Raw genomic sequence first — 18,655 nt, forward strand, 5'->3', positions numbered from 1 at the left:
CAGACGAACAACAATTGTCGGTCTGGTTTTTCTCACTAAGCGATAATTACTCTTCTGTCGCTTGCTGAGACATATTTAGATATTGAGCCGCTTGTGCGTTTTCTTCCGCTAACCACTCCGCCACATCTTTGGCAAAATAAGTCAGGATGCCATCAGCGCCTGCACGTTTGAAACATAGCAATGATTCCATCACCGTTTCACGCTCTTTTAACCAACCGTTTAGAATCGCCGCTTTATGCATCGCGTACTCACCCGACACTTGGTAAGCAAATGTCGGAACCTGCAACTCAGTCTTCACACGGCGTACCACATCCAGATAAGGCATCCCAGGCTTAACCATCACAGAATCGGCACCTTCATTGATATCCAGCGCGACTTCATGAATCGCCTCATCAATATTCGCCGGATCCATTTGGTAGTTTTTCTTATTGCCACCTTTAAGGTTAGACGAAGAACCGACCGCATCACGGAATGGCCCGTAGTAGTTCGAAGCGTATTTCGCAGAGTAAGCCATGATTTGAGTATGAATATGGCCTGCTTCCTCCAGTGCTTCACGGATTTTACCAATACGTCCATCCATCATGTCTGATGGCGCAACAATATCAGCACCCGCTTCTGCGTGAGACAACGCCTGTTTAACCAATACTTCGGTAGTTTCATCATTCATTACATAGCCGTCTTCATCAATGATGCCGTCTTGGCCATGCGTGGTAAATGGATCCAGCGCAACGTCGGTAATCACACCAATTTGAGGGATATGCTCTTTAAGAGAACGAACGGCACGCTGAACTAAACCTTCCGGGTTGTAAGCTTCGGTCGCACATAAGCTTTTCGCATCTTGGTTTACGACAGGGAAAAGCGCGATTGCAGGAACACCTAAGTTTGCAAGGTATTGCGCTTCTTCTAGCATTAAGTCAATCGACAATCGCTCTACACCTGGCATGGATTCTACGCTTTCACGACGATCTTTGCCCATCAGAATGAACATTGGGTAAATCAAATCATTAACAGAAAGTTGGTTCTCAGCCACTAGACGACGGCTAAAGTCATGCTTACGTAAACGACGCATACGGCGTGCAGGGAATGGACCTTGAATTGATACAGACACCATTTTCTCCTTGTCTGGACGGTTATGATGATCAAATCATCTGGTGGACAAAATCATATCACTCTTGATGCACTTTGCGGGTGACAATCTGGAAAAAGGCGCGGGAAAAAACTGAAAATGACCCCGCACTCACACTCAAGTATACTTCTCAGATAACCAACACAATCAAGCACAGAGATTAACGATGATCGATACCCACGCGCATATATACGCCAGCGAATTTGATAATGACCGCGACGAAGTGGTAAAACGCGCGCTAGAGCAAGGCATAAACAAGATTTTGCTGCCAAACATCGATCTGGAATCGATTGAGCCTATGCTGGAAACCGAAGCTGCTTATCCTGAAGTATGCCATTCGATGATGGGCCTTCACCCATGCTATGTGGATGATAATGTCGAACAAACGCTGGAGATCATTCGCAACTGGTTTGAGAAACACAATTTCATCGCTGTGGGAGAAATTGGTATCGATCTGTACTGGGATAAAACCTACCGAGCTGAGCAGGAAATGGCATTTATTACCCAACTTAACTGGGCAAAAGAGATGAACTTGCCAGTTGTGATCCACACTCGCGACTCCATCGAGGAGACATTAACCCTGCTACGCCAGGAGCAAGATGGCCGCTTGCGTGGCGTATTTCATTGTTTTGGCGGCAGTTTGGAAGAAGCAAAAGCGATTAACGAGTTAGGTTTCCATCTCGGCTTGGGTGGCGTATCAACGTTTAAAAATGGTGGGATGGACAAAGTTATTCCTCACCTCGATATGCAGTGGGTCATACTGGAAACTGACTGCCCTTACTTAGCGCCGGTCCCACATCGCGGGAAACGCAACGAGCCATCCTATACTTCTCTGGTTGCCCAGCGTATTGCTGAACTGAGAGAGTTAACCATTGAAGAAGTAGACTCTGTGACGACAGCGAATGCCAACAAGCTATTTGGTCTAGAAAGCAAATAAGCGTCCAAACAGTCGTCCCCTCATACATGAAAAAAGAGCGAGATTTTTACACCTCGCTCTTTTACTTATTTCTGCGCTACTCTTCCGTTTCTTCCTCGTCTTTACGCGTGTAGAAACGCGCAAACAGCAGACCCACTTCAAACAGCAAGCACATTGGAATGGCCAGCAGAGTCTGCGAAATCATGTCAGGTGGTGTTAACACCATACCAACAATAAACGCAGCAACGATGATGTACGGACGTTTTTGTTTTAACTCTTTTGGTGTCGTTGCCCCCGTCCAGCACAGTAGAATGATCGCCACCGGAACTTCAAAAGCAATACCAAACGCCATAAACAGCGCCAGTACAAAATCCAGATAGCTGGAAATATCAGTGGCAAACTCTACACCACCAAGCGATATCGCGGTGAAGAAACCGAACACAAGCGGGAATACGACAAAATACGCAAACGCCACGCCGCAGTAGAAAAGCAAAGAGCTGGAAAACAACAGTGGCATGATTAAACGGCGTTCATGCTTATAAAGACCCGGCGCAACGAATGCCCACACCTGGTACAAAATAAATGGTACGGCGATAAAAACCGACGCAATCAATGTCAACTTCAGAGGAGTGAAAAACGGTGACGCAACATCGGTCGCAATCATCGTTGCCCCTTCGGGCAAACGCTCGACTAAAGGTGCTGAGACAAACTCGTAAATGTGGTTAGAGAAATAAACTAGCCCGACAAACACCACCAACACTGCCAATATTGCACGCAGTAGCCGGTTGCGAAGCTCCAACAAGTGACTAATTAAAGGTTGTGTCTGCTCGACGGTAGACATGGCAAACCTCTTTGTAAAAACCAGATCAAAAAGGAGCCACTTATCCTAGCAGCTCCTCCTAATGAGACTATTCGGCTTTCTTATCTGCCGCTGTAACCTTGATATCTTGCGCTTTTTCTACCGACTCAACGACAGGCTCTGCTTGCGCAGGTTTTGCGTCCGACTCAGTGTTTTCCGCGTAAGGGCGGTTTACAGATTGCGCTGCTTGCTTCAGTTCTTCTACAGAAGACTTCAGCTCCGGAGATAAATCTTTCATCCCCATTTGCTCAGCTTTACGCAAATTCTCTTGCAGCTCTTGGACTTTCAGCTCGTGCGACAATTCGTCTTTGACGTTATTTGCCATACTCTTAGCCGCACCGACAAAACGCGATACGCTTCGAATAGCATGAGGCAAACGCTCCGGTCCAAGAACGACCAGACCAACAACAGATATCAATACCAGTTCCCAAAAACCGATATCAAACACGTTTTACGCCTGCTCTTTGTCTTTTTTAGTTTCAGGTGCAGCTTCTTTTTTTTGCTGCTCCTCTAAACTTTTTGGCTCGAAGTCTGCGTCTTTAGCGTCTTTCGCATTTTTCGCAGCCTCGTCATCATCGCTCATTGCTTTTTTGAAGCCCTTAACGGCACCGCCTAGATCACCACCAATACCACGTAGCTTCTTGGTTCCGAATAGTAATACAACAATTACAGCAATGATTAAAAGTTGCCAAACACTGATACCACCCATTCTTTTTACCTCGGGTCTTTAAACAAAATGTATTTCAAGAGTTTACCGTCTAACGACGATAAGCTCGCCAACTAAACAGCCAGAATGTGACACCTGCAATCCCGCAAGCGAACGATAGCTGCTCATAAGCGTTATCCACCAATATTGCCGAGCATACGACTAAAGTGGCGCCAACACCAAGTAAAAACTTACCTGTTGCCTGTTGTCGCTTACTTTGACGGTAGCCCTGATAAAGCTGATCCATACGTTGGTTCATTGCCTTACCTTGTTTGAGGCTATCATAAAGCAGCTCAGGTAACTCCGGTAATTTCTCCGCCCAAAATGGCGCTCGATCTTTAATCGCATTGACTAAAGCTTGCGGACCAACTTGATTCATCATCCACTCTTCAAGGAATGGTTTCGCAGTCTCCCACAAGTCGAGCTGCGGATAGAGCTGTCTGCCAAGCCCTTCAACGTAAAGCAAAGTTTTTTGCAACAACACCAGTTGAGGCTGAACCTCCATATTAAAGCGACGGGCTGTATTGAACAGATTCAATAACACGTGGCCAAAGGAGATTTCACACAATGGCTTAGCGAAAATAGGCTCACAGACAATGCGAATCGCAAACTCAAATTCGTCAACATTGGTATCTGCCGGCACCCAACCTGAGTCCACATGCAATTCCGCCACTCGACGATAATCACGATTGAAGAATGCCAGGAAGTTTTCCGCCAGATAACGTTTGTCTTCACTATTAAGTGTACCAACGATCCCGCAATCTAACCCAATCCACATTGGGTTTTCCGGGTGTTCTGGTTTGACGAAGACGTTACCAGGATGCATATCGGCATGAAAGAAGCTGTCCCTGAACACCTGAGTGAAGAACACACTCACGCCGCGTTCAGCCAGCAGTTTCATATTGGTGCCATTTGCTTTCAAGCCTTCTATATCAGAAACTTGAATGCCATATATTCGCTCAGAAACCATGACAGTTTCATTACTGAAGTCAGGAAAAACTTCAGGAACGTACAATTCTTCACTTCCTTCGAAATTTCGACGCAGTTGAATCGCGTTTGCTGCCTCACGACGCAGGTCCAGTTCATCGAGAAGGGTTTTCTCGTATTCACGAACCACTTCGACCGGTTTCAAACGACGTGCTTCAGGCAACGCCCCCGCGACTATACGCGCCATTCGAAGCATCAGTTTTAGATCAGAATCAATAACCGGACGAATATCCGGGCGAATGACCTTTAATACCACTTCCTGGTTAGTGTCTTTTAAGCGAGCGGTGTGCACCTGAGCAATAGACGCAGAGGCCAGAGGTTTGATATCAAACTCGGTAAACCAGTTTTCGAGTGGTCCACCTAACGCTTTTTCCATCTGTCGTTTTGCCAGCTCACCATCAAACGGGGCAACCTGATCTTGAAGCAACGCGAGTGGATCAGCAATATGAGGAGGGAATAAGTCACGACGGGTCGACATCATCTGACCGAACTTGATCCATACCGGACCCAGTTCCTGCAATGCTAAACGAAGGCGCTCACCTAGAGGCTTCTCAGGGTGTTTATTTTTAATCCAGAATAGGCTTTTGCGCATCCAAAGCGGCGCTTTAGTCAGTTGATGATCCGGCAACAACTCGTCCAAGCCATATTCCAGTTGTACTTTAGCGATGTGGTATAAGCGTTTTATTTCTGCCGGGGTCATGGTTTCTCCAGCGCAAGCTTATCTGAATCCAATTTATCAAGCAGAGCATTCAGGCGCGCTTCCACACGCGAAGCCTGACTGCGTACTTCGTCCACTTGATCGCAAAAATGCGCGACTTCGAGAGGTGCCGGGGCAAACTTCCACTCTTCCGTGACGACTTGAGCGAGATGACGCTGATGCTTTTCGGCCTGAGAAACAAAGAAGTTACCGACGTTTTTTGAACCCTGAACGACCGTATGGGCTACGACATCTCCAGTCAATCGCGATAGCCATTCTTCAATGTCTGGTTTGCAATCCACCATGAGCTGAGAGAACTTTTGCGCCAGTTGGATATCTCCCTCAAGTTCAAGCTTGTCTTGCTTGATGAGTCGGGTGATGTTGGCTTGTTCACGCAGCTCCGGCAAAACGCTTAAATGCAAAGATAGATAACAATCAGGTTGTCCTTCATAGTGACCCAACACATCAATCTGTTGACTGAAAATAAACGTCAGTGTCTTATTAATTTCTTTCAGGTGAACTTGAATAACCTGGCCTTTAAGACGTGCTAAACGACGACCCAAAGCCGGATCGTCTTTAATCAGCGTGTTCAGCGACGTTTCAATCACGGCAGTAATAAGAGGTTCAAATGGCATGCCGTTAACCCTTAGAATTTGAAGCCGCGGTGCAGCGCCACAATACCACCCGTCAGGTTGTAGTATTTGGTGTTTTCGAAACCCGCTTCTTGCATCATGCCTTCCAGCGTGTCTTGATCTGGGTGCATGCGGATCGATTCTGCAAGATAACGGTAACTTTCTGCATCGTTCGCCACCAGCTCACCCATTTTTGGCAACAGATGGAATGAGTACGCGTCATAAATTTTCGATAATGGTTCAATGATTGGTTTTGAAAACTCCAGCACCAATAGACGGCCGCCCGGCTTTAGAACACGGAACATTGAACGCAGTGCTTTGTCTTTGTCGGTGACGTTACGCAGACAGAAACTGATGGTGATAACGTCAAAGTAATCATCCGGGAATGGCAGCTCTTCTGCGTTTGCCTGAACGTAATGCACGTTACCGACAATGCCATTATCACGCAGCTTATCGCGGCCGACATTCAGCATTGAGTTGTTGATATCCGCCAGAATGACATGACCCTGATCGCCGACGATGCGCGAAAATTTCGCTGTCAGGTCACCGGTACCACCGCCAAGATCCAGAATTCGCTGCCCAGGGCGAGCACCACTACAATCAATGGTGAAACGCTTCCATAAGCGGTGAACACCTCCAGACATCAGGTCGTTCATGATGTCGTACTTCGCTGCCACGGAGTGAAAAACTTCGGCAACTTTGGTTACTTTTTCTTCTTTCGCTACGGTCGTGAAACCAAAGTGGGTGGTTTCGTTCTCTAATGCATTATTGGATTGCAAGCTTGTGTCCGTCATTCTAATTCCTCTTAGGCAGCACTTTCACTGCTGGGCGGTTGCTGACAAATATCGTCGCCCAATATACTGCGGGCAATTAGTTTACTTTATCCTCAGCCGGATGTCTTTCTACTAACGATTCATTTGGGGATTCATTTTCCGAAAATGTTTCACTCTGTGCTAACTGGGCAAGATCAGAAGAAATAGGACGTTTAACTTCGACGCCAAGTTGCTTGAAGCTTTCCGCTTGTCGGATGACGTTCCCACGACCTGTAGCGAGTTTATTCATAGCGCCCTGATACGTTTGGTTGGCTTTATCCAGCGCACCACCCAACCCTTGCATGTCATCAACAAACAAACGCAGTTTGTCGTAAAGTTTGGTCGCTCGCTGGGCGATCAATTTGGCATTCTCATTCTGACGCTCATTGCGCCACAAATTATCAATAGTACGCAGCGCCACCAGCAGAGTGGTTGGGCTGACTAAAATGATGTTCTGCTCCATCGCATCTTTAACTAAGCTCGGATCGGCCTGAATCGCGACCTGAAAAGCAGGTTCCACCGGAATAAACATCAGCACATAATCCAGGCTCTGGATGCCTTTCAGCTTGTGATAATCCTTCATGCTCAAGCCCTTGATGTGCGCACGCAGCGCGACGAGGTGAGCATTCAGCGCCTGATCACGCTCGGCATCCGTTTCTGCGTTGAAGTAACGCTCAAACGCTACCAACGCCATTTTAGAATCGACCACAACTTGCTTGTTTTGCGGAAGGTGCACAATCACATCAGGCTGGTAGCGCTTGCCCGCTTCATTTTGCAAATTCACCTGTGTTTGGTATTCATGCCCTTCACGCAATCCAGACTCTGCAAGCACACGGGCGAGAACCACTTCGCCCCAATTGCCTTGCTGTTTGTTATCGCCCTTCAGAGCCTGAGTTAAGTTCACCGCTTCACGTGTCATTTGTTCGTTTAAGCGTTGTAGATTTTTTAGCTCATGCACCAGCGTATGACGCTCCTTGGCTTCCTGACTAAAACTGTCATTGACTTGCTTTTTAAACCCATCTAACTGCTCTCGCAATGGCGAGAGTAAGCCTTCCAGGCTCTGACGGTTTTGCACATCTACCTTGGCGGTTTTCTCTTCGAATAATTGGTTGGCAAGATGTTCAAACTGCTGTTTCAGGCGGACTTCCGCTTGCTCCAGTATTTGCAACTTTTCCGCATTCGACTGATTCACTTGCTCATGGCGCGCTTGCTGCTCTCGCAGTTGTGTTTCCAGACGCGATTTTTGCTCACGCATGTTGCCGAGCTCATCAAAATACTGCTGACGTTCTTGTTTGACGGCTTCGAAATAACGCAGCTTCTCCATTGCCGCCATCAACTTACCGTGTGACTGGCGTACTTCAAAGGCGGCCTTGTCGCGCTCGTCATCCAGTTCATCCAGTTCTTGTTGCGCGTCAGTCAAACGCTGATTGACTTGCTCAAGCTGTTGTTGATGAAGCTGTTTTTCCGCAGAGAGTTGCTGCTCAAGCAATTGAGTTTGTGAGATAAAGCGCTGTTTTACCCACCACCCTACCGCCACGCCACTGGCAGATGCGGCACAAAGAGAAGAGAGAATGAGAGATTGATGCTCAAGAATCCATTGCATAATAGCGAGTTAGCCTGTGTTTTAGTTCTATAACAATGGTATTTAGACACTGGATAAATGTCCAGTTTGTTGGATGAAAAATCCTCGCATACACTAGCTGCTCAAAATAATATCCTTTGGCTCGCTCAAAACCTTATCGTCGAGCCTTTGAACACGATACAGAGGCATCATGAATGAGCGTCGCGCCCTAGGATTTGGGCTCTCAGCAGTATTACTTTGGTCAACAGTGGCGACCGCATTTAAACTCACATTAGCCGAGTTCACTCCGATTCAAATGCTGTGTATCGCCAGCGTCGTTTCCGCTCTTGCGCTCATCATCGTATGCGGTGTTCAAGGCAAGTTAAATCAGCTTAGCGATACCTTTCTGTCAAACCCTTATTATTACCTGCTGCTGGGGTTAATTAACCCGCTGGCTTACTACCTGATTCTTTTTAAGGCTTATGACTTGCTCCCGGCATCACAGGCTCAGGCCATCAACTACAGTTGGGCCATTACACTGACGCTCATGGCGGCGGTTTTTCTCGGCCAGAAAGTTCGTGTTAAAGATTGGATTACATGCGCGTTGAGCTACTTTGGCGTGATCGTGATTGCGACCAAGGGCGATATCCTGGGATTAAACTTTGAAAGCCCTCTCGGTGTAGGATTGGCGCTACTCTCAACCCTGTTATGGGCTGGCTACTGGATTCTAAACACCAAAAACAAAGCAGACCCGGTTGTAGGGGTACTGCTTGGTTTTCTGGTCGCGATTCCATTTGCAATTGCCATCAGTCTTTACGAAGGTGCAAGCTGGCAACAGATTTCACCGCAAGGTTGGTTGGCTGTGACTTATGTCGGTTTGTTTGAAATGGGGATTACTTTTGTACTTTGGCTAAGCGCGCTCAAATCAACCCAGAATACCGCGCGCATCAGTAACCTGATTTTCGCCTCACCATTTGTCTCGCTGATATTGCTCGCAACCATCATTGGCGAAGAGATTCACCCAACCACCCTGATAGGCCTGGTGTTGATTATCGGCGGACTGGTGATCCAGCAGATCAAATTTGGCAAAAAAGTGAAGACAGCGAAAGCTTCTCAATGAAAAACGTTATCAAAAAGCATTTTTATGATCTCAAGCATCTTCTATTGCTTGGAATTATCTGAGCGTTGGATACGATACTGCCACAGCCCAATAGCCAACTCGGCTTTAATTTTTATAAACACATCGCTGGGCACTCCAGGATACCGTACTAATTATGTTTCGCTTTGATATTCCATCTTCTTTATTAGCAGACTGGCAACATGCCCTGCAACAGTGCTGTGATGCCAACCATGCACAGGGACGAGTGTATACCTTAAATGGCAACAGCCATTGGCAGCTCAGTGAAGTGTCGACCTCAGCGCAGGACCATGATGCTATTGTTGCCGAGGTAGAGCAGACTACTGCACGCTTTACCCCTTTTAAATTCGAAACAGTCAACACGGCTTGTGATCATCAGGCCGTCAGCATTTGTCCGGTGTGGTTACCTAATGGCGATTTATTTGCTGCTGTGACACTGACTTACTCACACGCACAAAGCGACTCCGTGTCTGCGTGGTTGAGCGCACTGGCAGGTAGGTTCAGCTTTGATGTCAGCCAATATTACCATCAAGAACAGGATCGCCATCTGCGACTTAAGCAAACTCAAAATCAGCTGCCAACACTGCAAGAGTTTATCGACTGCCTTGAAGACCATATCTGGATCAAAGGTATCGATGGCCTGTACGCAATGACAAACCGAAGCGTTGAACAAGCTTGGCAAAAAAACAATCAGGAGATCATCGGTAACAATGATTTTGACCTGTTCAGCGAACAACGTGCTGAAAAGTTCATTCAAGCGGACATTTCAGTGGTAGAAACTGGTAATCAAAATATTGTCGAAGAGTGCCGACAAATCGATTCGAACAACAATCCAACATGGCTCGAAACGATTAAGTCACCCGTGCGAAATCGAGCAGGTGAACTGATTGGTGTTCTCGGTATGACACGAAACATTACTCGAAGGAAAACCATAGAAACCCAACTCACGTTGGCATCTAAAATCTTCAATAACTCGCAAGAAGGGATGATCATCACCGATCGTGATGCAAACATCATCGATATCAACCCGGCCTTCACGAGCATCACGGGATACAGTGCAGAAGAAGTAATTGGTCATACACCGAAAATCCTTCATTCTGGACACCACGATAACAACTTCTATCTAGAGTTATGGTCTGAGCTACAAACTAACGGACAGTGGAAAGGGGAGTTCATCAACCGCAAGAAAGATGGCAGCTTTTACCCTCAACTTGCCACCATCAGTGCGGTAATGGACGACAAAGACCAGCTGATCAACTATATCTGCGTGTTTGAAGACATTTCGGTGCGCAAAGCGCATGAAGAAAAGCTACAGCGAATGGCGTTTTATGACCCGTTAACCAACTTGCCAAATCGTACTCATTTACTCAGTCTGATCGAGCAACACATAGAAACGGGCAGAAAGAAACAGCAAGGCTTTGCAACCCTGTTTCTGGATATCGATCACTTTAAGCACATCAACGACAGCATGGGCCACTTTTGTGGTGACCAACTACTGTCCAAACTGGCGACGCGACTACAAGACATCTTACACCTGAATGCCCATGTCGCCCGTATCAGCGGTGACGAATTTGTGATTATTCTTCCAGAAGCCCAAAGTGATGTCGCGCTGACCGAAACGGTGGACAGCATCTTAGGTGTATTCCATCAACCATTTAAGCTGACCAGTCACGACTCACTGAGAGTCTCTGCCAGTGTTGGGATTGCCATGTACCCCACAGATGGACATGACAGCGAAACGCTACTGAAAAATGCTGATACAGCCATGTACTTAGCGAAAAAAAATGGGCGTAACGGCTACGCTTTTTATTCCCCAGATCTAACCCATAAGTCCATTTCACACGTGCGAATTCAATCTGCCCTGCATCAGGCTATAGAACTCAATCAACTGCGTTTGGAATACCAGCCTCAATATGATTTGGAACAAAACACGATCGTGGGTGTGGAAGCCCTGTTACGCTGGCAACATCCAGAGTTTGGCTTGGTATCTCCTGCTGATTTTATCCCGATTGCAGAAAAAACGGGGCTGATTCAAAGCATCGGGGATTGGGTACTTAAACAGGCTTGTATTCAAGGCCTCTCGTGGCTGGAATCCGGAGTTAAATTCGGCAGAATGGCTGTCAATGTGTCCGCACTCCAACTGCAGCAATCAAACTTTATTGACCGACTCCGGGGGATACTTCGAGAGACTGGTTTTTCCGCGCAGCATTTAGATATTGAAATTACCGAAAGCTTTTTGTTGATCGATCCACAACAGGCCATTGCGTCGTTAAATCAACTGCGAGAACTCGGTATTGAAATATCTTTGGATGATTTTGGCACCGGCTATTCCTCACTTTCTTACCTGAAAGGTCTGCCGATCAACAAATTGAAGATCGACCGTTCATTTGTGAAAGATGTACCGAGTCACAGCGACAGCAACGCCATCGTTAATGCGATCATCGCGATGGGCAAAACCTTATCACTTAAAGTCGTCGCAGAAGGAATTGAGACGCAAGAACAGGCACAATACCTGTCAGACAAAGGGTGCATTTACGGACAGGGATATCTATTTAGCCCTCCAGTTGTTCCCAACAAGCTATTTCTATGACCGACGTATCATTCAACAAGTAGTCAGAAGCATAAATATCTAATTGAAACAACGAGCATGAACACTGAATAAGTTGCTTTATTCAGTGTTCAGCAATGGTATCGATAAATATAGGTAAGTATAAAAACTCACACCCACTGACCAGCGACAAAGCCGCTCGACCAACACCACTGGAAGTTGTAGCCGCCTAACCAACCCGTCACGTCCATCACTTCGCCGATAAAGTACAAGCCTTTGATATTTTTGCACTCCATCGTTTTAGAAGAGAGATGGTCGGTATCCACGCCACCTAGTGTCACTTCCGCCGTGCGGTAACCTTCTGTACCGTTGGGCGCAACATTCCAGTTTTCTAAACGCGCGACAATGTCAGCCAGCTCTTTCGGGTTAAATTGCTTCAGTGGCTTGTCGGTTAACTCTTTACGTTCGATCAACACTTCCACCAAGCGTTTTGGCAAGACTTTCGCCAGCGTATTTTTCAGCGATTGATTTGGGTGTTTCTCGCGACTGCGTTCCAGCAGAACGGCAACATCATCATTCGGTATCAGATTGATCGAAACCTTTTGCCCCGCTCGCCAAAATGAAGAGATCTGCAAAACAGAAGGTCCAGACAAGCCTCGGTGAGTGAAAAGCAGCGCTTCTTTGAACATAGTGCCGTCTTCAGCCGTGATTTCTGCTGGCACAGCAATGCCAGACAAATCGGAAAAATCTTCTTTGTCTTCTTTGTGCAGCGTAAATGGCACTAAGCCTGCCATGGTTGAGATGACTGGAAGACCAAATTGTTCGGCAACTTTATAACCAAACGGCGTCGCGCCAAGTTTTGGCATCGATAGACCACCGGTCGCGATGACCAATGATTCACACTCAACCACTTCTGTACCTGCATGCAGACGAAAGCCTACGTCGGTTTTCTCGATGGAGTGGACATCACATTGGTAACGTTGCTGAATATTCGGCATATCGCACTCCGCGAGTAACATTTTTACGATGTCTTTGGCGGTGAATGCATCCACACAGAACAGTTGGCCATGGTCACGTTCTTCAAACTCGATACCGTATTTGCTGACCATCGCAATGAAATCCCAGTTGGTGTACTGAGATAGTGCCGATTTTACGAAATGAGGGTTTTGGCATAAGTAGTTATTGGCCGACACGTCATAGTTGGTGAAGTTACAGCGGCCACCGCCAGAAATAAGAATTTTACGCCCAGGCTTTTTCGCGTGGTCGAGCACTAATACACTGCGGCCTCGCTTACCAGCTTCTGCAGCACACATCAAACCCGCAGCGCCAGCGCCAATTACTACAACATCAAATTTCTTACTCATCGGTAACTCTTAGGCTCTATAAAAATCCAAAACAATAAAAAAGGATGTGCTCAGTGCACATCCTTGCTTTGTTCGGGCGACATTCTACCGAGAAATGTTTTCCGGGAAAAGCGCTTAAATTCCAAGCACCGAACGAAGGGCTTTGTTTATCCAACTTATAGAATAAAAGCCGCGAGCAACGTGACGCCAAGTAACGCAGTTGAAAGGACGAACAGCTCTCGTACACGCTCACACTTACCCGTAAATATCTCATCATGGTGATGATGGTACTCTTTACTCTTGATGTAGTGAAACAAACGCACTTGTTTAGTGACATTTCCATGAGTAGTGAAAAACCCATTGCCATCCACTTGTTGATATAACAACGGATGGGCTTCACGCATGATGTGAATTAAAGAACGAAGAGCAGTCAGATACCGGACCATATTGACTCCGGTGACTACCATTAGCGCAAATAAGATTGTGTCTCCACTGATCATCTTTTCCTCCCTACATCTTCAACAATGCTCAAGAGAAAAAGACGATCACTGCTTTGTCTTTTAATCGCTACTTATCGCGCTGGGGAACGCTTTATGCAGCTGGAGCATCCATGATTGAAGATGAACCTTCTTTCGCCATTTGTGCTAGATCTTTATCGATGAAGAACAATGCCTTACCATCTTCACCAACAAGTTCGATCTTATCTAAGATCCCTTTAAACAACTTCTCTTCTTCGTGCTGTTCAGCCACGTACCACTGTAGGAAGTTAAATGTTGAGTAGTCTTGGCTTGTAAAAGCACCGTGTGCCAGCTTGTTGATTCTCTCAGTGATCATTTGTTCGTGTTCGTACGTCTCACGGAAAACATCACCTAGGCTAGCAAAGTCATGCTTTGGTGCATCGATCGCGCCTAGAATTGGCAATGCGCCAGTTTCACTTACATAGGTGAAAAGGCGTTGCATGTGCTCCATCTCTTCTACTGCGTGCTTACGTAGAAATTCAGCAGCGCCTTCAAAACCTTTGTCTTCACACCAAGCACTCATTTGTAAGTATAGATTGGATGAGAAAAATTCTAGGTTAATTTGATCATTCAATTGATCGACCATAGTTTGAGACAGCATGTTAGCTCCTGTTTATATTCCTGCATTTCATATAACTATAACATGATTAACACATTAAGACTTTGTGAGGTATACCTAAATAACTTCAGGATGCAGAACCAAGCATCTCAAGGTTATTTGGGTATACACTATTGATATGAGATCACTTTAGCAAAATTTATTGGGGGTTAGTGCTAATCTGAAACTATACCCAAGTGACTTCAAGATGCAGAAGTCAAAGCCTAAGTGCTGGGGTCAGTTCGAGGTTACTTGGGTATATGACCTTACAAGGAGATAGCAATATGAGTTACAAACACATACTTGTGGCAGTAGACCTGTCAGACGACAGTAAAGTGTTGATTAAGAAAGCCGTATCTCTGGCTAAACCTCTGGATGCGAAAGTCTCTTTCATTCACATCGATGTGAATTACGCCGAGCTCTACACCGGGCTTATCGATATCAACATGGCGGAAGCACAACACCAAGCCATGGAAGCCTCGCGCACTCAATTAGCCAACTTTTCGGAATACGCTGAGTATCCTATCACCCATACGTTAGTCGGCAGTGGTGATTTAAGTAATGAGCTGTGCGACACCATTCAGGACTTCAACATTGATTTGGTGGTTTGCGGTCATCATCAGGATTTCTGGAGTAAGATTCTGTCTGCGACACGCCAGCTGATTAACCGCTCACCTGTCGATATGCTGGTCGTACCGCTAAAAGACTGATTGGCGCTTTGATAAAACTTGGTTAGACTGCAAGCATATTTGTTATTGATAAAAGTTCTCATCTATGGCTTATCTATCTGCAGTCACCCTGCTCTGGGCATTTTCATTTAGCCTGATCGGCGTCTATCTCGCCGGTCAGGTTGATTCTTGGTTCTCGGTATTTATGCGTGTGGCGCTCGCCAGCATCGTATTTATTCCGTTTCTGAAATTCCGTGGCGTGCCTAAATCGCTGATCGCCAAATTGATGATTGTCGGCGGCTTCCAGCTCGGTTTGATGTACTGCTTCTACTATCAGTCTTTCCTACTCCTTTCTGTTCCCGAAGTCCTGCTCTTCACGGTATTCACCCCGATTTACGTCACGTTGATTTACGACCTACTCAAAGGTCGCTTTTCGCCTTGGTATTTAGTCACGGCGTTGATTGCGGTTGTGGGAGCTGCTTGGATTAAGTTTGCAGGCATCAACGAAAATTTCCTGCTCGGCTTTTTGGTCGTCCAAGGCGCGAACCTGTGCTTTGCCATCGGTCAGGTGGGTTACAAATACATCATGGAAAACGAGCCTGTCGACCTGCCTCAACATACCGTATTTGGTTACTTCTACCTGGGTGCACTGTGTGTGGCAACGGTTGCCTTCGCGCTGATGGGGAATATCGACAAACTGCCAACCACCGCGACCCAGTGGGGCATTTTGACTTATCTTGGTTTGATTGCATCGGGGTTTGGGTATTTCGCCTGGAATAAAGGTGCAACTCTGGTGAATGCGGGCGCACTTGCTGTAATGAATAATGCGCTGGTTCCGGCTGGTTTGATTGTCAACATTGTGATTTGGAACCGCGACGTTGACATCACTCGCCTGGCTATTGGCGGCGCTATTATCATGTTCTCACTGTGGGTAAACGAGACCTGGGTGAAAAAACGCGTCGAGATGAGCTACGCGAATAAGTAATTCCCTTGATAACGACAATAAAAACGCTCTCCGAATGGAGAAATGCCGTTCGTTTAGCAGCTAACGGCATGTTTAAGTCTCCAGTCATCCTGAACAACGACGAAGGAGTGTGATTCAGGATCTAATTTCCGAGCACTTTATGGCCGAAATAATTTCATTAAAAGCTCTGCGCGCTGCTATTAGATTCCTAGTCTCGCTTGAGCTCGCTGGAATGACACAGATAAAATCGTTAAGCGATTTGCATTACTCCGAATGGAGAGCGTTTTTTCATTCGATTAATGCACTTTAGCTTGTTGGCTTTCACTCATCACAGCCGTTAATGGCGTTGGCAACAGTACTTCCAATTTGGCATTGCGCTTTTGCAACTTTTGCTGACGTTTGAGCAGTTTTTGCTGCTTCTTGGCCAATTTAAGCAGCTTCTTCTGTTGCTTGTAATGCTTCTTCAGCGTCTTCTTGGCTTTCTTGAGCGATTTTTTGTCGGCTAAGTCAAACAGGTCTGGAGCTTTGATAGCAACGGGCGGTGTCACTTGAGCAGCCAGCTTTTTCTCTTTTACTCTTTCCACCACACGTTTAACGATCGCCGCTTTTTCTGCGCTTTGCTTTGGCGTCACCGCAATAGGCTCTGCTGGAAGCGCTTCAGCCAACAGCCCACAAGCTTGCTGCTCGTGAAGTGGCTTATCTTGGCATGCTTGCGGCGGAATAGCCGCGGGCTTGCACAAGGTATTTTTAGAAGCGGAAGAACGCGCGCACGAGCGACAGACAAATTTTGGCGCTACCACTAAACGGTGGATATCACCCAGATTGGTTGCGATCTGTTTGCGATTCATTTTACATAAGCGTTTAGCCATACGACGACTCCAAATAGCTAATTATTATTTCATCGACGCATGAAATAATAATAATTCTTACTTAGATATACCGTCAGTATGCCGAATTAGCAAGTGGAAAATAGCGTTCTTTGTTACGAAAGAAAAGCGGGATCACAGCGCGAAAATTCGCGCTATGGAGTAAAAGAGTTAGCAGTCAGAAAGTTACGCCATTGAGGCTTTAACATAAACGTCGAAGCGGTTCTTTTTGGTTTCTATCGCCATGCTCGGTTTTTCGTCATCCAACCAGTTGGCGTAATCCGGACGCTTGACCACAACACGCTTGGTAGCCAGTGCCATCGCCGGTTCCAGCAAATCATCCGCATCCAAATCAGCGCCAACCAGAGACTGGAATACGCGCATCTCTTTTTTCACTAATGCGGATTTCTTTTTGTTTTCCGGATGTGGATACATTGGGTCAAGGTACACCACATCGGGTTTCACAAACTCACTATCTTGCGCTAATTGATTTAACGCATCATGGCTTGAAGCGTGAATCAATGACATTCGCTCTGAGACCCAGGCACCGATTTCTGGATCTTGTTTCGCACGAGCTAAGCCATCGTCCAGTAAGGCGGCAACCACTGGGTGACGCTCAACCATCTGTACCTGACAGCCCAGAGAAGCCAGTACGAATGCATCTCGGCCCAAACCTGCAGTGCCATCCAGCACCGTTGGTGTTGCGCCTTTATTTAAGCCTGCCGCTTTTGCGATTGCCTGACCTTTGCCGCCGCCAAATTTACGACGATGCCCAACCGCTCCGCCAATCAAATCGACAAAAATCGCCCCCAGCTTGGGCTCATCCACTTTGCGCAGCTCCAAACGCTCGGCAGTCAGTACTAAAGCAAAGTCACTGTGTTCAGAATGGGACAGTTGCCAGCGAGCAGCAAGCTCATCAAGATGGGACTGTTGAGACGGGTCTTCACAAATCAATTGCAGTTGCAAAAGGAGGCTCCAATAAAAAAATCGCGGTAACTGGCGCTGAGTTTACCTCACTACTGGCATTCTTGCAGTAACTGCGAAGCTGGTTAAAATAAACCCATAACAAAAACCATGGAACGAATCGTATGAATACGAGCATGCCGAAACTCGATGACCTCGATCGCGCAATTTTAAAAACCCTGATGGCCGATGCCAGAACGCCTTATGCGGAAATGGCCAAGCAGTTCGATGTCAGCCCAGCCACAATTCACGTGCGGATTGAGAAAATGAAGTCGGCGGAGATCATCGAAGGAACCGAGGTCATCGTTAATACCAAGAAGCTTGGCTACGATGTGTGTTGTTTCATCGGTATCAACCTTAATGCGGCTCGTGACTATCACTCTGCACTTGAGAAGCTCAACGCACTCAATGAGGTGGTTGAGGCTTACTACACCACAGGGGCGTACAATATTTTCGTCAAACTGATGTGTAAGTCGATTGAAGAGCTGCAATTTGTCCTGATCGATAAGCTGCAGGCGATTGATGAAGTTCAGTCCACCGAGACGTTAATCTCGTTGCAAAACCCGATTAACCGCAACGTAAATCCATAGTTCTGGATTATGTAGTTTTCTACCTACGTCATTCCAGCGAGCCATAACGAGACTAAGAATCTAATAGAAGTGTACTGAGAAGTGTTAGAAAAAGCTTTAGCAACAAAGTGCTCGGAAAGTAGATCCTGAATCACGCTCCTTCGTCGCAGTCCAGGATGACGGG

At 46.5% G+C, this 18,655-nt stretch carries 18 protein-coding genes and 1 pseudogene; 6 read left to right on the forward strand and 13 right to left on the reverse strand.

Annotated elements, in window-relative coordinates; all coding sequences use genetic code 11:
• Window positions 1-46 precede the first annotated feature (46 nt).
• Complete coding sequence (hemB, locus tag OO774_RS15090) at window positions 47-1,108, reverse strand: porphobilinogen synthase (RefSeq protein WP_264906119.1); 1,062 nt, start codon at window positions 1,106-1,108, stop codon at window positions 47-49.
• A 184-nt stretch (window positions 1,109-1,292) separates the two neighbouring features.
• On the opposite strand from hemB, the gene OO774_RS15095 reads away from it, so the two are divergent.
• Window positions 1,293-2,063 (forward strand): TatD family hydrolase, encoded by a 771-nt coding sequence (locus tag OO774_RS15095; protein ID WP_264903413.1) that lies wholly within the window; start codon window positions 1,293-1,295, stop codon window positions 2,061-2,063.
• 76 nt (window positions 2,064-2,139) lie between these two features.
• On the opposite strand, the gene tatC is transcribed toward OO774_RS15095, so the two are convergent.
• From tatC to rmuC, 7 genes and pseudogenes are all read right to left on the reverse strand, one after another.
• On the reverse strand, window positions 2,140-2,883 hold the full coding sequence (gene tatC, locus OO774_RS15100; protein WP_264903414.1) for a twin-arginine translocase subunit TatC: 744 nt from the start codon (window positions 2,881-2,883) through the stop codon (window positions 2,140-2,142).
• Between the two features lie 160 nt (window positions 2,884-3,043).
• Window positions 3,044-3,349 (reverse strand): annotated as a pseudogene (tatB, locus tag OO774_RS15105) (Sec-independent protein translocase protein TatB); the annotation flags it as partial.
• Between the two features lie 3 nt (window positions 3,350-3,352).
• Window positions 3,353-3,610 carry a Sec-independent protein translocase subunit TatA gene (gene tatA / locus OO774_RS15110; RefSeq protein WP_264903416.1) on the reverse strand — a complete coding sequence of 86 codons (258 nt, stop codon included), beginning with the start codon at window positions 3,608-3,610 and terminating at the stop codon, window positions 3,353-3,355.
• Between the two features lie 49 nt (window positions 3,611-3,659).
• The gene (gene ubiB, locus OO774_RS15115; protein WP_264903417.1) at window positions 3,660-5,294 is read right to left on the reverse strand and encodes a ubiquinone biosynthesis regulatory protein kinase UbiB; all 1,635 of its coding nucleotides are present in this window, start codon (window positions 5,292-5,294) and stop codon (window positions 3,660-3,662) included.
• A complete protein-coding gene (locus tag OO774_RS15120) occupies window positions 5,291-5,926 on the reverse strand; it encodes an SCP2 domain-containing protein (protein WP_264903418.1) in 636 nt (211 codons plus the stop codon). The genes ubiB and OO774_RS15120 overlap by 4 nt, the downstream gene beginning before the upstream one ends.
• A gap of 11 nt (window positions 5,927-5,937) precedes the next feature.
• Entirely contained in the window at window positions 5,938-6,717 is a 780-nt protein-coding gene (ubiE, locus tag OO774_RS15125; protein WP_264903419.1) for a bifunctional demethylmenaquinone methyltransferase/2-methoxy-6-polyprenyl-1,4-benzoquinol methylase UbiE, read from the reverse strand.
• Between the two features lie 76 nt (window positions 6,718-6,793).
• Complete coding sequence (rmuC, locus tag OO774_RS15130; RefSeq protein ID WP_264903420.1) at window positions 6,794-8,338, reverse strand: DNA recombination protein RmuC; 1,545 nt, start codon at window positions 8,336-8,338, stop codon at window positions 6,794-6,796.
• A gap of 169 nt (window positions 8,339-8,507) precedes the next feature.
• Here rmuC and OO774_RS15135 point away from each other — a divergent pair, with 169 nt between their 5' ends.
• Window positions 8,508-9,416 carry a DMT family transporter gene (locus OO774_RS15135; protein ID WP_264903421.1) on the forward strand — a complete coding sequence of 303 codons (909 nt, stop codon included), beginning with the start codon at window positions 8,508-8,510 and terminating at the stop codon, window positions 9,414-9,416.
• 154 nt (window positions 9,417-9,570) lie between these two features.
• Window positions 9,571-12,024 carry an EAL domain-containing protein gene (locus OO774_RS15140; protein ID WP_264903422.1) on the forward strand — a complete coding sequence of 818 codons (2,454 nt, stop codon included), beginning with the start codon at window positions 9,571-9,573 and terminating at the stop codon, window positions 12,022-12,024.
• A gap of 128 nt (window positions 12,025-12,152) precedes the next feature.
• On the opposite strand, the gene OO774_RS15145 is transcribed toward OO774_RS15140, so the two are convergent.
• The 3 genes from OO774_RS15145 to ftnA form a co-directional block, all read right to left on the reverse strand.
• Window positions 12,153-13,346, reverse strand: coding sequence for an NAD(P)/FAD-dependent oxidoreductase (locus tag OO774_RS15145; RefSeq protein ID WP_264903423.1), 1,194 nt, complete (start codon window positions 13,344-13,346; stop codon window positions 12,153-12,155).
• Between the two features lie 155 nt (window positions 13,347-13,501).
• Complete coding sequence (uspB, locus tag OO774_RS15150) at window positions 13,502-13,825, reverse strand: universal stress protein UspB (RefSeq protein WP_264903424.1); 324 nt, start codon at window positions 13,823-13,825, stop codon at window positions 13,502-13,504.
• Between the two features lie 91 nt (window positions 13,826-13,916).
• Window positions 13,917-14,444: a non-heme ferritin gene (ftnA, locus tag OO774_RS15155; RefSeq protein WP_264903425.1), complete on the reverse strand. Its 528-nt coding sequence runs from the start codon at window positions 14,442-14,444 to the stop codon at window positions 13,917-13,919.
• A gap of 281 nt (window positions 14,445-14,725) precedes the next feature.
• Here ftnA and uspA point away from each other — a divergent pair, with 281 nt between their 5' ends.
• Together uspA and OO774_RS15165 are read left to right on the forward strand one after the other, a co-directional pair.
• Entirely contained in the window at window positions 14,726-15,151 is a 426-nt protein-coding gene (uspA, locus tag OO774_RS15160; protein ID WP_264903426.1) for a universal stress protein UspA, read from the forward strand.
• Between the two features lie 64 nt (window positions 15,152-15,215).
• Complete coding sequence (locus OO774_RS15165) at window positions 15,216-16,094, forward strand: carboxylate/amino acid/amine transporter (protein ID WP_264903427.1); 879 nt, start codon at window positions 15,216-15,218, stop codon at window positions 16,092-16,094.
• Window positions 16,095-16,369: 275 nt separating this feature from the next.
• Here the strand turns inward: OO774_RS15165 and OO774_RS15170 are convergent, their stop codons facing one another.
• Both OO774_RS15170 and OO774_RS15175 read right to left on the reverse strand, forming a co-directional pair.
• Complete coding sequence (locus OO774_RS15170; RefSeq protein WP_264903428.1) at window positions 16,370-16,942, reverse strand: hypothetical protein; 573 nt, start codon at window positions 16,940-16,942, stop codon at window positions 16,370-16,372.
• 183 nt (window positions 16,943-17,125) lie between these two features.
• Window positions 17,126-17,905 (reverse strand): class I SAM-dependent methyltransferase, encoded by a 780-nt coding sequence (locus OO774_RS15175; protein ID WP_264903429.1) that lies wholly within the window; start codon window positions 17,903-17,905, stop codon window positions 17,126-17,128.
• A gap of 122 nt (window positions 17,906-18,027) precedes the next feature.
• Here OO774_RS15175 and asnC point away from each other — a divergent pair, with 122 nt between their 5' ends.
• Window positions 18,028-18,492, forward strand: coding sequence for a transcriptional regulator AsnC (gene asnC, locus OO774_RS15180; protein ID WP_264903430.1), 465 nt, complete (start codon window positions 18,028-18,030; stop codon window positions 18,490-18,492).
• Window positions 18,493-18,655: the final 163 nt, after the last annotated feature.

Origin of the sequence: Vibrio sp. STUT-A11 (genome assembly GCF_026000435.1) — a bacterium.
GTDB lineage: Bacteria > Pseudomonadota > Gammaproteobacteria > Enterobacterales > Vibrionaceae > Vibrio.

Excerpts from the sequence above, each read along its gene's own strand:
- OO774_RS15095 (WP_264903413.1), top strand. The coding sequence starts at position 1,293 with ATGATCGATACCCACGCGCATATATACGCCAGCGAATTTGATAATGAC.
- OO774_RS15140 (WP_264903422.1), top strand. The coding sequence starts at position 9,571 with ATGTTTCGCTTTGATATTCCATCTTCTTTATTAGCAGACTGGCAACAT.
- uspA (WP_264903426.1), top strand. The coding sequence starts at position 14,726 with ATGAGTTACAAACACATACTTGTGGCAGTAGACCTGTCAGACGACAGT.
- OO774_RS15120 (WP_264903418.1), bottom strand. The coding sequence starts at position 5,926 with ATGCCATTTGAACCTCTTATTACTGCCGTGATTGAAACGTCGCTGAAC.
- uspB (WP_264903424.1), bottom strand. The coding sequence starts at position 13,825 with ATGATCAGTGGAGACACAATCTTATTTGCGCTAATGGTAGTCACCGGA.
- ftnA (WP_264903425.1), bottom strand. The coding sequence starts at position 14,444 with ATGCTGTCTCAAACTATGGTCGATCAATTGAATGATCAAATTAACCTA.
- tatC (WP_264903414.1), bottom strand. The coding sequence starts at position 2,883 with ATGTCTACCGTCGAGCAGACACAACCTTTAATTAGTCACTTGTTGGAG.
- asnC (WP_264903430.1), top strand. The coding sequence starts at position 18,028 with ATGAATACGAGCATGCCGAAACTCGATGACCTCGATCGCGCAATTTTA.
- ubiE (WP_264903419.1), bottom strand. The coding sequence starts at position 6,717 with ATGACGGACACAAGCTTGCAATCCAATAATGCATTAGAGAACGAAACC.
- OO774_RS15135 (WP_264903421.1), top strand. The coding sequence starts at position 8,508 with ATGAATGAGCGTCGCGCCCTAGGATTTGGGCTCTCAGCAGTATTACTT.
- OO774_RS15145 (WP_264903423.1), bottom strand. The coding sequence starts at position 13,346 with ATGAGTAAGAAATTTGATGTTGTAGTAATTGGCGCTGGCGCTGCGGGT.
- rmuC (WP_264903420.1), bottom strand. The coding sequence starts at position 8,338 with ATGCAATGGATTCTTGAGCATCAATCTCTCATTCTCTCTTCTCTTTGT.
- OO774_RS15165 (WP_264903427.1), top strand. The coding sequence starts at position 15,216 with ATGGCTTATCTATCTGCAGTCACCCTGCTCTGGGCATTTTCATTTAGC.
- ubiB (WP_264903417.1), bottom strand. The coding sequence starts at position 5,294 with ATGACCCCGGCAGAAATAAAACGCTTATACCACATCGCTAAAGTACAA.
- OO774_RS15170 (WP_264903428.1), bottom strand. The coding sequence starts at position 16,942 with ATGGCTAAACGCTTATGTAAAATGAATCGCAAACAGATCGCAACCAAT.
- tatA (WP_264903416.1), bottom strand. The coding sequence starts at position 3,610 with ATGGGTGGTATCAGTGTTTGGCAACTTTTAATCATTGCTGTAATTGTT.